The sequence below is a fragment of the Desulfovibrio sp. OH1186_COT-070 genome (assembly GCF_003860215.1).
Lineage (GTDB): Bacteria > Desulfobacterota > Desulfovibrionia > Desulfovibrionales > Desulfovibrionaceae > Desulfovibrio.
In genome coordinates this window covers 1-12,485 of record NZ_RQYH01000046.1, presented here as the reverse complement: position 1 = coordinate 12,485, position 12,485 = coordinate 1, and the positions used below count along the sequence as shown (strand labels likewise).

At 63.0% G+C, this 12,485-nt stretch carries 12 protein-coding genes and 2 pseudogenes; 6 read left to right on the top strand and 8 right to left on the bottom strand.

Annotation, left to right across the window (positions count from 1 at the left end; all coding sequences use genetic code 11):
* Window positions 1-125: 125 nt before the first annotated feature.
* The 6 genes and pseudogenes from EII23_RS11050 to EII23_RS11030 all read right to left on the bottom strand — a co-directional run bounded on the left by EII23_RS11050 (window position 126) and on the right by EII23_RS11030 (window position 8,720).
* Window positions 126-320 (bottom strand): AAA family ATPase, encoded by a 195-nt coding sequence (locus tag EII23_RS11050; protein WP_185702378.1) that lies wholly within the window; start codon window positions 318-320, stop codon window positions 126-128.
* 76 nt (window positions 321-396) lie between these two features.
* A pseudogene (locus EII23_RS13490) lies at window positions 397-531 on the bottom strand (hypothetical protein); the annotation flags it as partial.
* 86 nt (window positions 532-617) lie between these two features.
* A pseudogene (locus tag EII23_RS13485) lies at window positions 618-910 on the bottom strand (transposase); the annotation flags it as partial.
* A 76-nt stretch (window positions 911-986) separates the two neighbouring features.
* Window positions 987-4,214 carry an efflux RND transporter permease subunit gene (locus tag EII23_RS11040; protein ID WP_124793421.1) on the bottom strand — a complete coding sequence of 1,076 codons (3,228 nt, stop codon included), beginning with the start codon at window positions 4,212-4,214 and terminating at the stop codon, window positions 987-989.
* A complete protein-coding gene (locus EII23_RS11035; RefSeq protein ID WP_124793420.1) occupies window positions 4,211-7,429 on the bottom strand; it encodes an efflux RND transporter permease subunit in 3,219 nt (1,072 codons plus the stop codon). Before EII23_RS11035 ends, EII23_RS11040 begins: the two co-directional genes overlap by 4 nt.
* 67 nt (window positions 7,430-7,496) lie before the next feature.
* Complete coding sequence (locus EII23_RS11030) at window positions 7,497-8,720, bottom strand: MdtA/MuxA family multidrug efflux RND transporter periplasmic adaptor subunit (RefSeq protein ID WP_260424700.1); 1,224 nt, start codon at window positions 8,718-8,720, stop codon at window positions 7,497-7,499.
* A 17-nt stretch (window positions 8,721-8,737) separates the two neighbouring features.
* On the opposite strand from EII23_RS11030, the gene EII23_RS13480 reads away from it, so the two are divergent.
* The gene (locus EII23_RS13480) at window positions 8,738-9,136 is read left to right on the top strand and encodes a hypothetical protein (RefSeq protein ID WP_260424699.1); all 399 of its coding nucleotides are present in this window, start codon (window positions 8,738-8,740) and stop codon (window positions 9,134-9,136) included.
* Window positions 9,137-9,143: 7 nt separating this feature from the next.
* On the opposite strand, the gene EII23_RS11020 is transcribed toward EII23_RS13480, so the two are convergent.
* Window positions 9,144-9,818, bottom strand: coding sequence for a helix-turn-helix transcriptional regulator (locus EII23_RS11020; RefSeq protein WP_124793419.1), 675 nt, complete (start codon window positions 9,816-9,818; stop codon window positions 9,144-9,146).
* 20 nt (window positions 9,819-9,838) lie between these two features.
* Between EII23_RS11020 and EII23_RS11015 the strand changes: the two genes are divergently transcribed.
* From EII23_RS11015 to EII23_RS10995, 5 genes are all read left to right on the top strand, one after another.
* Complete coding sequence (locus EII23_RS11015; RefSeq protein ID WP_124793418.1) at window positions 9,839-10,039, top strand: hypothetical protein; 201 nt, start codon at window positions 9,839-9,841, stop codon at window positions 10,037-10,039.
* A 149-nt stretch (window positions 10,040-10,188) separates the two neighbouring features.
* Window positions 10,189-10,386, top strand: coding sequence for a hypothetical protein (locus tag EII23_RS11010; protein ID WP_124793417.1), 198 nt, complete (start codon window positions 10,189-10,191; stop codon window positions 10,384-10,386).
* Entirely contained in the window at window positions 10,373-10,993 is a 621-nt protein-coding gene (locus tag EII23_RS11005) for a Mor transcription activator family protein (RefSeq protein ID WP_124793416.1), read from the top strand. Before EII23_RS11010 ends, EII23_RS11005 begins: the two co-directional genes overlap by 14 nt.
* 186 nt (window positions 10,994-11,179) lie before the next feature.
* Window positions 11,180-11,539, top strand: a complete 360-nt coding sequence (locus tag EII23_RS11000; RefSeq protein ID WP_124793415.1) for a type II toxin-antitoxin system RelE/ParE family toxin — start codon at window positions 11,180-11,182, stop codon at window positions 11,537-11,539.
* A 1-nt stretch (window position 11,540) separates the two neighbouring features.
* A complete protein-coding gene (locus tag EII23_RS10995; protein ID WP_124793414.1) occupies window positions 11,541-11,825 on the top strand; it encodes a helix-turn-helix domain-containing protein in 285 nt (94 codons plus the stop codon).
* 75 nt (window positions 11,826-11,900) lie between these two features.
* Here the strand turns inward: EII23_RS10995 and EII23_RS10990 are convergent.
* Window positions 11,901-12,485, bottom strand: a 585-nt coding sequence (locus tag EII23_RS10990) for an Rpn family recombination-promoting nuclease/putative transposase (RefSeq protein ID WP_185702377.1), incomplete at its 5' end; no start/stop codon positions are given.

Here is a 12,485-nt window from a genome sequence, read left to right as displayed (position 1 = left end):
GAAAGTCGAGCGGCGGTTCGCCTGGCTGCAAAACTTCCGCCGCCTTGTCGTAAGATACGAGTTTCATGCAGAAAACTTTCTGGCAATGGCGCAACTGGGCTGCATCATGATTTTGCTCAGATTGATTATGAGATGACTTCTAATCTAATAGGCCGTACCAGCTCTTGCGGTGTGGATTTAAGCAACGCAATCGCTTCAAGCAGGTTGGATTTTCCAGAACCATTTGCCCCGATGATAATATTAAGTTTTTGCAAGGCCAGAGGTTGAGAATTTGGCCCGTAGGACAAAAAATTCTTCAACTGGATACTGTGTAACAGCATGAATATTCTCCTTGAGGTGTAATCTCCCCATTTGTGGTAGGTTTCAAAAGTAGAGCCTATGCCGTCCGCTTCAGTTTCATGGCCAAGGTGATGCCACCGATGCCCATGTTGGGCCGTTCATTGGTATAATTCCAGAGAGATAAGCTGTGGAAAAACCTGAATCCAAAGATTTAAAGAGATACTGATTCAACCAGTCATACCGCACGGTTCGGTTATAGCGTTCGGCATAGCCGTTTTGCTGCGGTTTCCCCGGCTTGAATGTATCGGATGCTCATTTTTTCTCATCCACGGCTCTTTGGCCATCTCTGCACGCAGAGATGGCCTCACCACTTTTTTGCAAGAGCCTCCTGCACGACCTCGGCACGCAGTTGCGCATCTGCGTACATCTTTTTCAGGCGGGCGTTTTCCCGCTCCAACTCCTTCATCCGTGCCATCAGTGAGGCGTCCATGCCGCCGTATTTTGCTCGTCGCTTGTAGAAAGCTGCACTGCTCATCCTGTGCTGGCGGCAAAGTTCCGTTACCGGCATACCGTTTTCGGCCTGCTTCAAAATCGCCAGAATCCGGCTGTCTGTAAACGGTGACTTTTTCATGTAAAATCTCCCGCTTCATGAGTATGGGAAATTCTATCTTCAAAAGCTACCATTTTTTCGGGGGGATTGCACCTCCTCACCCCCGGAGTCTTTCCAGCCGGGCGGCGGTTGCCTGCCCGTACCGCGCGCGCAACCGCCAGCGCCGAAAGCGCAGCCGCAACCGGTCAAGGGCAAGGTAGACCACAGGCGTGGTATACAGCGTCAGCACCTGACTGACCAACAGCCCGCCCACAATGGTCACGCCCAGGGGGCGGTGCATCTCCGCGCCGTCGCCCTGCCCCAGGGCCAGGGGCAAAGCACCCAGCACCGCCGCTGCCGTGGTCATCATGATGGGCCTGAAGCGCAGCATGCAGGCCTGCCGAATGCCTTCTTCCGGCGCAAGCTTGCGCTCGCGCGCGGCCGCCAGCGCAAAATCCACCAGCATGATGGCGTTTTTCTTCACAATACCGCACAGCAGCAGCACGCCGATGAGCGCAATGACGCTGAATTCCATGTCAAAAAGCATGAGGGCCAGCAGCGCCCCGCAGCCCGCCGACGGCAGGGTGGAAAGAATGGTCAGCGGATGCACCAGGCTTTCGTACAGCACGCCCAGCACAATATAGAGCGCGGCCAGCGCGGCCAGCAGAATGATGACCTGATTGCCCGCCGTATCGCTGAACATTCTGGCCGTGCCCTGAAAGCCGCCCACCACCGATGCGGGCATGCCCAGCCGCACCCGCGCCTCGTCCAGCGCGGCCTGCGCCTGCGAAGGCGCCGCGCCCGCCGCCAGGTTGAAAGACAGCGTTACCGCCGCAAACTGCCCCTGATGCGCCACGGACAGCGGCGCGAAACCCGGCGTGACTTCGGCCACGGCCAGCAGGGGCACAGGCCCGTCCCTGCCGGGCAGAAAGACCTTTTCCAGCGCCTTTGGCCCTTCCAGCCAGGCGGGGGCATATTCCAGCACCACGCGGTACTGGTTCCTGTCGCGGTAGATGGTGGAAACCTGGCTCTGCCCGAAGGCATTGCCCAGGGCATTGTCCACATCCCGCATGCCGAGTCCCAGGCGGGCCAGGGCATCGCGGTCGGCCGTGACCAGGGTTTGCAGGCCGCGTTCCTCGATATCGCTGTCCACATCCCGAAAAACGGGCAGTGAGGCCATTTCCTGCTGCAAGCGGCGGCCCCAGGCGCGCAGTTCGTCCAGATTGTCCGCCTGCAGGGTGTACTGGTACTGGGAGCGCGCGCCGCGCCCGCCCATCATGATGTCCTGCGCGGGCTGCAAAAAAATCTGCATGCCCGGCTCGGCCATGAGCCTGCCCCGCAAACGGTTGATGACGCCCGTGGCGCTGATTCCCCGCTCCTCCAGCGGTTTGAGGGCAATGAAGATACCCCCGCCGCCGCGCGATCCGGAAATATGCCCCGAAACCTGCTGCACCGCCGGGTCGGAACGGATAACGCTCACAAGGCGCGCGAATTTTTCTTCCATGACCTGAAAGGACGCGCTCTGGTCGGCACGCATCCCCCCCAGGATCACGCCCGTGTCCTGCACGGGAAAAAAGCCCTTGGGCACCGTCACATACATCCAGACCGTGCCTGCCATGACCAGCACGAGCGAAAACAGCGTCAGGCGCGGATGGCGCAGCACCACAGGCAGTGTGCGGGCATAGCCCGCCCGCATTCCCTCCGGCAGGCGCGCCAGCGCATCCCCCAGCCGCGCCGCAAGGCCGCGCAGCCGCCCGCGTGTGCCGGGCGCGCGCTCTGCCGCGCTGTCTGCGGCCACCGGCTTGAGAAGAAACGCGCACATCATGGGCGTTGTGGTCAGCGAAACCGCCATGGACACCAGAACCGCCGTGGTCAGCACCACGGCAAACTCGCCAAACAGCCGCCCCACCATGCCGCCCATGAACACAATGGGCGCAAACACCGCCACCAGCGAAAGGGTGATGGACACAACGGTAAAGCCCACCTCCCGCGCCCCGCGCAGGGCCGCGCGCAGCGGGCTGCACCCGCTCTCCAGCCGCCGCACGATGTTTTCCAGCACCACAATGGCGTCGTCCACCACAAAGCCGGTGGAAACCGTGAGGGCCATGAGCGAAAGATTGTTCAGGCTGAACCCGCACAAATACATGACGCCGAAGGTGCCCACCAGCGAAACCGGCAGCGCCGCCGCGGGAATGGCCGCCGCCCGGCCGTTGCGCAAAAAGAGAAAGGTCACCATGACCACCAGCGCCACGGCCAGCAGCAGGCTTTTTTCCACCTCGCGCAGGGATGCCCTGATGGTCCGCGAGCGGTCCATGCGCACTTCCAGATCCGCGCTCTCCGGCAGCCAGGAGCGCAGTTGGGGAACCAGCCTCCGGATGTTGTCCACGGTCTGGATGATGTTGGCCCCCGGTTCGCGAAAAATGATCAGCAGCACGGCAGGCCGCCCGTTGGAGACAGCCATGACCCGCGTGTTCTGCGGCCCGTCCTCCACCCCGGCCACATCGGCAAGGCGGATGATCCTGCCGTCCTTCACAGCGACCACCAGCGAGCGGTAGTCCCCGGCCCGGTGCAACTGGTCGCTGGCTCCCACAAGCCAGAATGTCCTGTCGTTTTCCAACTGGCCCTTGGGCAAAAAGGCGTTGGCCGCCCGCAGGGCCGCGCGCACGTCCTCCATGACCAGCCCGGCGCGGTTGAGCGCATCGGGGATGACCCGCACCCGCACCGCAGGCAGCGCGCCGCCGCCCACAATCACTTCGCCCACGCCGGAAAGCTGCGAAATCTTCTGGGCCAGAACCGTGGAGGCCGCATCGTAGAGCTGCTCGCGCGTCAGGGCGTCGGACGTGACCGAAAGGACCATGATGGGCGCGCCCGCGGGATTCACCTTGCGCCAGGAGGGATTGGACGGCAGCGAAGGCAGGGTGGCCCAGGCGGCGTTGATGGCCGCCTGCACGTCGCGGGCCGCCCCGTCGATGGAGCGATCCAGATCAAACTGCAAGGTCACTTCGCTGGAGCCGAGGCTGCTGTGGGAAGTCATTTCGGTGATGCCCGCAATGCGTCCCAGCGCGCGCTCCAGCGGCGCGGCCACCGTGGCGGCCATGGTTTCCGGCCCTGCGCCGGGCAGGGAGGCCCGCACCACCACCACCGGAAAATCCACCTGCGGCAGGGGAGCCACGGGCAAAAGGCCAAAGGCCACCACACCGGCCAGCGCAATGGCGAGGGTCAGCAAGGTTGTGGCCACGGGCCGCCGGACAAAGGGCGCGGAAATGTTCAGGGGCAGACTTTCCGGCCCCAGGCGGTGGCGGCGTCCGCCGTCCTCTCCGGCCGCAGCGCGGGCGCCTGTGGTCATGACCGCTCCCGCGCCTTGGGCGCGGCATGGCCGGATGCTCCGGACATCTCCGGGTCGGACAGCGGGCCGGACGAAAAAAGCGGGCCGGGCAAAGGTGCAGGGTCGGACGGTGCGGGCGTGCCCGGCGAAGAAGCCGGGGCAACCCCCCGCAAACGGCGGCTCAAACGGTCAAACCAGAGGTAAATGACCGGCGTTGTGAACAGCGTGAGCACCTGACTGACCAGCAGGCCCCCCACCATGGTCACGCCCAGAGGCCGCCGCAGTTCCGCGCCCATGCCCCAGCCCAGCATGAGCGGCAGCGCGCCCAGCAGGGCCGCCAGAGTGGTCATGAGGATGGGCCGCAGGCGCAAAAGGCAGGCCTGCCTGATGGCTTCCAGCGGGGGCTTGCCTTCCCTGCGTTCGGCCTCCAGGGCAAAGTCGATCATCATGATGGCGTTTTTCTTGACAATGCCGATGAGCAGGATAATGCCGATAATGCCCATGACCCCCAGTTCCATCCCGGCCAGCAGCAGGGCCAGCAGCGCCCCGATGCCCGCCGAGGGCAGGGTGGAGAGGATGGTCAGCGGGTGGATGCAGCTTTCGTAGAGCACGCCCAGCACAATATACATGGTCACCACAGCGGCCAGAATGAGCCACAGCCTGTCGCTTGCCGAAGCGGCAAAGGCTCGCGCCGCGCCCTGAAACTGGCTGCGCAGGGCCGGGGGCATGCCCAGTTCCCGCTCCGCGCGCGCGATGGCGTTCACCGCCGCGCCCAGAGACGAACCGGGGGCCACGTCAAAAGAAATGGTTGTCGCGGGGAACTGCCCCTGCCGCGCCACAGAAAGCCGCGCAGACCGTTCCTCGGCGCGCACCAGAGCCGTGAGCGGCACAGGATTGCCCTGACCGCCGGACACATACATGTTTTCCAGCGCTTGCGGCCCGTTGCGAAAACGCGGCGCAGCTTCCAGCACCACCTTGTACTGGTTGGTCTGGGTGAAAATGGTGGAAACCTGCCTCTGCCCCAGGGCATCGTGGAGGGCATTGTCAATGGCCGTCATGCTGATGCCCATGCGCCCTGCGGTGTCGCGGTCAATATCAAGCCAGAGCATGCGGCCGGGGGGCAGAAGGTCGCTGTGCACGTTTTCCAGTTCGGGCCGCGCGCGCAGGGCCGCCACCAGGCGCGGGGTCCATTCCTCCAGTTGTTCCGCGCCGAGCGCCTCCAGAGTCATCTGGTAGTTGCCGCGCGCCACGCGGTCCTCGATGGTCAGGTCCTGCACGGCTTGCAGCGCGAGGCTCATGCCCGGCAAATCACGGGCTGCGGCCTGCATGATGCGGCGGGCAATGGCGGGAGCGCGCGCATCGCGCCGGGCAAGGGGCTTCAGGGTCACGTTGCAGCGAGAGGTGGCTGTGGTCTGGTTGATGCCGTCCACCCCCACAAAAAAGACCACGCTTTCCACGGCAGGGTCCGCAAGAATCAGCGCAGCCAACTCCTGCTGGCGTTCGCTCATGGCGGCAAAGGACGTGTCCTGCGGGGCCGTGGCCACGCCCAGCAGAACGCCCGTGTCCTGCACGGGGAAAAAACCCTTGGGCGTCGCCACATACAGAAAGGCCGTACAGGCCAGCGTGCCCGCCGCCACGGCCAGCATCAGCCCCTGCCGCCGCAGCACCGCGTCCAGGGCTTTTTCGTACCAGCCCAGAAGCCCCGCAAAAAAGTCCCCGCCCCCTGCCTGCCGCCCCCTGCCCGCCCCGCGCAGCATGAAGGCGCAGAGCATGGGCGTCAACGTCAGAGAAATGACCGCCGAAAGAAGGATGGTCACGGCCAGGGTCACGGCAAACTCGCGGAACAGGCGGCCTGCCACATCCCCCATGAACAGCAGCGGAATGAGCACGGCCACCAGCGAAACCGTCAGCGAAAGAATGGTAAAGCCGATCTGCCCCGCGCCCACCAGAGCCGCGCGCGCGGGATTCATGCCTTTTTCCAGATACCGGGAAATGTTTTCGATGACCACAATGGCGTCGTCCACCACAAAGCCGGTGGCAATGACCAGGGCCATCAGGGTGAGGTTGTTGAGCGAATACCCGGCCAGATGCATGACGCCCAGCGTGCCCACCAGCGAAAGGGGCACGGCCAGCGCGGGAATGACCGTGGCCTCCGCATTGCGCAGGAAAAGCCAGATGACCCAGATGACCAGCGCCACTGCCAGCAAAAGCTCCACCTGCACGTCGCGCACCGTGGCCCGCACGGTGGTGGTGCGGTCGGCCAGCACGCGTACTTCCACATTGCCGGGCAGGCTCTGCGTGAGGCGGGGCAGAAGGCGCGTCACGCTGTCGGCCACGCCGATGACGTTGGCTCCGGGCTGGCGCTGCACCGAAAGCACAATGGCCGGGCGCAGGTTGCCGCCCTCTTCGGCCACCCAGGCCGCCAGGCGGGCGTCCTCCACCCCTTCCGTGACTTCGGCCACATCTTCCAGGCGCAGGGCCATGCCGTCTTTGTGGCCGATGACCGTGCGGGCGTACTCCTGCGCGGAAGTCAGCTGGTCGTTGGCGTCAATGGATCTGGCGCGCAGGGGGCCGTCAAAACTGCCCTTGGCGGCATTGACGTTGGCTGCGGCAATGGCCGCGCGCACATCGGCCAGGGTGTATCCGGCGCTGGCCAGAGCGGGCGGATTGATCTGTACGCGCACCGCCGGGCGCTGCCCGCCGGAAAGCGTTACCAGCCCCACGCCCGGAAGCTGCGCGATTTTCCGGGCCATGCGCGTGTCCACCAGGTCTGACAGATGCGGCAGGGGCACGGTATCGCTGGTGACAGCCAGAGTGATGACCGGCGGATCAGCGGGATTGACCTTGTAGTAGACCGGAGGCTGGGGCAGTTCGCCGGGCAGCAGGTTGGCGGCGGCATTGATGGCCGCCTGCACGCTCTGTTCCGCCACATCCAGAGCTAGGGAAAGGTCAAATTGCAGGGTGATGGCCGATGCCCCGTCGCCGGACAGGGAGTGCATCTGCAACAGGCCGGGCATGACGCCGAACTGGCGCTCCAGCGGAGCCGTGACCACAGCGGCCATGACTTCAGCCGACGCGCCGGGATAAAAGGTCTGCACCTGAATGGTGGGATAGTCGATCTGCGGCAGCGCCGCCACGGGCAGATAGCGGTAGCCCAGCAGGCCCGACAGCAAAAGGGCCGCCATGAGCAGGGAGGTGGCCACAGGCCGGAGAATGAAGACGCGCGAAAAATTCATGGCGTTTCTGGCTCCCGCGGGCGGCCCTGCGGCGTCAAAAAAAGCCCCGCCGTCCGGTACGCGGCTTTCAGGGGGCTGCCGCCTCTGCCGCCGGAGTGTCCAGCGTTGCCGCAATGCTCACGCCCAGGCCGTCGCGCAGTCGGTCCAGCCCGTCCGTCACCACCTGTTCGCCAGCGGCAAGCCCCTGGTCGATAACCGTCACCTCTCCGGCTTCCAGGCCGGGCGTGACCACGCGCAGGGAGGCCACAGGGCCGCCCCCTGCGTCAGGAGCCGCCACATACACGTAAAAACCGCGCCTGCCCAACTGCACCGCCGTGGAGGGCACGGTCACCGCATCGCGCACACGGCGCAGCAGAAGGCGGGCGTTGACAAACTGGTTGGGATACAGGCTTTCGTCGGCATTGGCAAAGCGGGCCTTGAGGCGCACGGTGCCCGTGGCCGCGTCGATCTGGTTGTCCAGCGTGAGCAGATGCCCTTCGGCCAGAAGTTTTTTCTGCTCCCGGTCCCAGGCCTGCACCAGCAGGGCTTTGCCCCCTTCTGCGCCCTCTGCGTGCGCGGCGGCCTCACGCAGGGCGGCAAGCACCAGGGGGAGGCGGGTTTCGGGCAGGCTGAAAACCACCTCGCAGGGGCTGAGCTCGGTGATGCGCACAATGCCCCCGCTGTCGGAACTCTTGATCATGTTGCCTTCGTCCACCACGCGCAGCCCCAGGCGGCCCGACACCGGCGCGGTAATGCGGCTGTACTCCACCTGAAGGCGGGCCGCGTCCACAGCGGCCTTTCCGGCAAGCACCGTGCCCTCGTACTGGCGCACAAGGGCGCGCTGGGTTTCGTATTGCTGCCCGGCGATAAAATCGCTCCCGGCCAGCCGGGCGTAGCGGGTCAGATCCTTGCGGGCATTGTCCAGCAGGGCCTGATCTCTGGCAAGGGCGCCTTCGGCCTGTTCCAGCGAGGCCTGAAAGGGGCGCGGGTCGACCTCTGCCAGCAAATCGCCGGCAGCCACGCGCTGCCCGTCGGCAAAGTGCAGGCGCAGCAGGCGGCCGTCCACCCGGCTGGTGACAAGCACATCGCTGGAAGGAAGCACCGTGCCCATGCCCGTGAGAAAATGGGGCACAGTCTGCGCGCGGGCCACGGCCACGCGCACCGGGGCGCGCCCGCCTGCCGCGTCAGGGCCGGAAGACGTGCCGCCCCCCCAAAAATGCCAGGCCAGCGCAAGCGCAATGCCCACAGCCGCCGCCACGGGCAGCAGGCGTTTGGGGGATTTTGCGGGAGGGGTGGGCATGAGCACGGGCATGAAAAATCTTTCTCTCCTTGCGGCAAAACAGGCGCGTCCAATACGGCGCGGGCAGCACGGGCACGGCCCCCATCTTCTGTACAGCGGGCGGTCTTGTCCAGCATTTTCTTGCCGCTGTGCGCCCCAAAGGATTTCTTGTATCCCCCCAAAAAAGCTGCTACGCTGAAGAAATTATGAAAGAGCTTGATCCGCACACCATCCGCCCCTGCCTTGCCTGCGGATGCACCAATGCCCATCTGGAGTCCATGCTGCCCCCCGGCCGCAGACAGGAAGTCTGGCGGGTGGTCTGCTCCTGTGGGCAAACCTCGCAGCAATGGTCTGTCTCGCAGGGAGCCGCCATCCGCGCCTGGAACCGCAATCTGGCCAGTTCGCACGACTATGACCTGACCAGACCATCCCCTGCCTCCGGCAAATAGGCGGGTTTTATTCCAGCTCTCTCCCCACCCAGACCGCCTTGCCGATGATGCGCACCGCCGTGTCCATCTGTTCCCCGGCGGGAGCCTCGATGGGCGGATAGTCCGGATTGATGCTGGAAAGTACCAGACGTCCGGGCACGGCGTTGACCACCTTGAGATAGACCATGTCTTCCACGCCCACGGCATAGATGCGCCCCGGTTCGGGGTCGCGCCGGCTCTGGTCGATGAGCACCACATCATTGTGCAGAATGCGCGGCTGCATGCTGTCGCCGGACACGCGCAAAAGAACCATCTGGCCGGGATTGCCCTTGCGCCGCAGAAAATCCCAGCGAAAGGCGTAGTGGCGCAGCACGTCGCCGCCGGTTTCCAGACTGCCCGTGCCCGCAGAAAGCCGCGCCTCGGCCAGCGGAACCATCACCAGCCGCGTTTCGGGCGTGTCGTACAGGCCGTCCCCGGCGTCTCCCCGGCCCGCCAAAAGCCAGTCCAGCGAGCAGTTCAGGATTTCCGCCAGCGCAAGGGCGTGCAGGCTCTTGGGCAACTGGCCGTTTTCGTACTGCTGGATGGTGGTCAGGCTCAGGCCCGCGCGCCGGGCAATCTCCTGCTTGCGCAGGCCCAGTTCTTCCCTGCGCTGCCGCAGACGCCGGGCAAAAGCCCGCTCCGGGGAACATTTTTCTCCGGGCATGGCACCCTCCGGGAAAAGTTTTGCGGTTGCCCGATGCGCAAAATCCGCCTGCCGCGCCGCAAAAAGGCATGACCGTCACGGCGTTGGGCAACCCGCAGGCAACCCGCCCGATCATGCAATTTTTCCTTGAAAAAAACCAACTATTTTTTTCAAGAAAAAATTTTCTGCGCAGAAATTTCCCCCGAAAAGTGCAGAATTTTCTTTTTATCTATTTGGTATAAATGGTATAAAACTTTTCTTTTGTATAAAAACTTTTCCTTGATAGCGCACAAGAAAAACGCTATTTCCTGTTTGGCCGCCGCCGTGGCCGCAGCAGGGCGCGGCATTGGCTGTAGCCGCATTGCAGAACATTTTTTTCGAGGAGCACGGCATGCGTGAACTGCACCACAACATCCGCAACGTCAGCACTGTGCTGGACATTCTGGAGGCCGGAGCCGCTGCGGGGCAACGTCCTTTTTTGCGCCTGGCCACAGACCACCTGCGCCTGCTGGCCGACAGGCTGGAGGCGGTATCTCCCCCGCCGTCTGCGGCAGCGTCCGGCACGGAGGCCAGCCATGCCCTCCAGTAAGCGCGGCCCGTGGAGCGGCCTTCCTCCTGCCTGCGGCACTGCCCGGCCTGCGGCCGCAGCCGCTCCGCATGCATCCTCCGCCCCGTCCTGGGGCCATGCCCTGAAGCTGGCCGAGGAGGAACGCGCGTGGCGCGAGCTGCTGCCCCACCTGCCGGAAAATGCCCGCCTGCTCTGGAACGCCCTGGGCGACATACGCCGCTTTTGGCGGCTGCTGCACCACTGCGGGGGCCAGACTTTGCGCGTGCCCCGCACCGAACCTGCCGACAACCGCCACCCCCTGTGCCGCACTCTGGGGCGTCCGGCCCTGCGCAGGCTGATGGCGGTTTTTGGCGGCACAAGCGTGTACGTGCCGCGTTGCAGCGCCCTGTTGACGCGCCTGCGCCAGCACGAAATCATTGCGGATTTCAGCCGCCGCACAGCGCGCGGCGTGAGCAGCGTCACCGCCGTGAGCCGTCTGGCCCGCCTGCACGGCCTCTCTGACCGGCGCATCTGGCAGATCCTGAAAAAGGACGCTTCCGTGCCTGCCCAGGCCCGTGTGCTCCGCCGCCTCAGGCTGTCGGCGGAGGCCGCGGCACAGGCAGGGCCGCCACAGACGCCTCCCCCCTGACTCCCCCTGACGGCCCTGAAAACTTCTGCGCAGGAAAATGAAAACTTCCGTCTCTCCACATTGACAGGCGCACCGCAACGATATCGTGTATTTTCAGTAGTCCGCGTTGCGCCACCTCCTTGCCCCCCTACCGCCTTGACCTCGATAACAAATTTGTTATAAAAGAAGCATGACAGAGGAACCCCGATGTTTGAAGTGGAATTTTATGAAGACAAAAACGGATCACAACCGGTCAAAGAAGTTTTGCTTGAACTTCGCAACAAGGCCCGGACGAGCAAGGATGCCCGTATTCAGTACCAAAAAATACTGACGTATCTACGAGTTTTGGAAACATATGGGACGCGGATTGGAGAGCCACAGATAAAACATCTTGATGGTGACCTTTGGGAAATGCGCCCTTTGGCGCATCGAATACTTTTCTTTTATTGGCGTGACAATAAATTTGTGCTATTGCATCATTTTGTAAAAAAGACGCAAAAAACACCCGCAAAAGAAATAGAGAAGGCAATCAAAAACTTGAAGGATTTTCTTGAGAGGAACAAGTGATATGTCAAGCACAAACTTTCGTGATTTCTATAACGATGACACTAATGTATCACCCGCTGAGCGCGCGAGAATCGAATTTGAAGTGGAATTGATTGGCAAGCTGATTGAAGCGCGTGAGGCCAAGGGGCTAACTCAGGGACAACTGGCTGAAGCGGCGGGTCTCAAACAGTCTGCTGTTGCACGCCTTGAGCGAATGAGGGTTACGCCGCAAATAGACACACTTTTCAAAGTGCTGACTCCTATGGGGTACAAGCTCGCGATTGTTCCACGGAATGAACTGGTGTAGTGCAGGATTTTCCCCAAAAAGCCGCCTGGCAGAAGCACAGGCGGCCATCATGTTTTGCTGAAGATGCAAATCACATCATCTTGCTGCCATCTTTGATCCGGTCAACAACAGCCTGCAACTGGCAATATAGGAAGTCACGGACTGGGGAAGCGTGCCAAAGCGCGCCTCCAGCAAATCCTGCAAGGCCAGGCCAAATCCTTCAGCCTTGCCTTCCGCCTTTCCGATCACTACACCTTGCCGAATGTATTCGTCCTTCCACTGAGCGGCGCGTTCTTCCAACATGGCATCCACCTCCCGCAAGTCTTGAAATTCGGGGATGTCTTCTGTGATCCCGGAGCGTTTGAGCACAACTCGCCCCAGCCATACGGTAAAGGCCCGGCGCAAAACCACATACTCCGGCCCGTGAAGGCGGCGTATCAACTCTTGGACGATCTGCCGGACTTCTTCCGGCTCCTGCGCCCGTTCCAGCTTCAGGAGTTGGGCGGCCAGGCCCCTGCTTTTGTCCAGCGCGTCGGCGGGCACCCGGCTTTCGTCCAGCAAAAAATGCCGATGTCGGGGCCGGTACATTTTCAGGCTCTCCGGCATGGGAGCAAAAAGCGCCTCCACATCCTGCGGGGCTTTCCATGCCCTGCCTCCATTGTATATAACAATGGGAAACAC

Bases quoted from the DNA above. Each gene is read 5' to 3' on its own strand.
- EII23_RS11050 (WP_185702378.1), bottom strand. From the start codon at position 320: ATGCTGTTACACAGTATCCAGTTGAAGAATTTTTTGTCCTACGGGCCA.
- EII23_RS11040 (WP_124793421.1), bottom strand. From the start codon at position 4,214: ATGACCACAGGCGCCCGCGCTGCGGCCGGAGAGGACGGCGGACGCCGC.
- EII23_RS11035 (WP_124793420.1), bottom strand. From the start codon at position 7,429: ATGAATTTTTCGCGCGTCTTCATTCTCCGGCCTGTGGCCACCTCCCTG.
- EII23_RS11030 (WP_260424700.1), bottom strand. From the start codon at position 8,720: ATGCCCGTGCTCATGCCCACCCCTCCCGCAAAATCCCCCAAACGCCTG.
- EII23_RS11020 (WP_124793419.1), bottom strand. From the start codon at position 9,818: ATGCCCGGAGAAAAATGTTCCCCGGAGCGGGCTTTTGCCCGGCGTCTG.
- EII23_RS11010 (WP_124793417.1), top strand. From the start codon at position 10,189: ATGCGTGAACTGCACCACAACATCCGCAACGTCAGCACTGTGCTGGAC.
- EII23_RS11005 (WP_124793416.1), top strand. From the start codon at position 10,373: ATGCCCTCCAGTAAGCGCGGCCCGTGGAGCGGCCTTCCTCCTGCCTGC.
- EII23_RS11000 (WP_124793415.1), top strand. From the start codon at position 11,180: ATGTTTGAAGTGGAATTTTATGAAGACAAAAACGGATCACAACCGGTC.
- EII23_RS10995 (WP_124793414.1), top strand. From the start codon at position 11,541: ATGTCAAGCACAAACTTTCGTGATTTCTATAACGATGACACTAATGTA.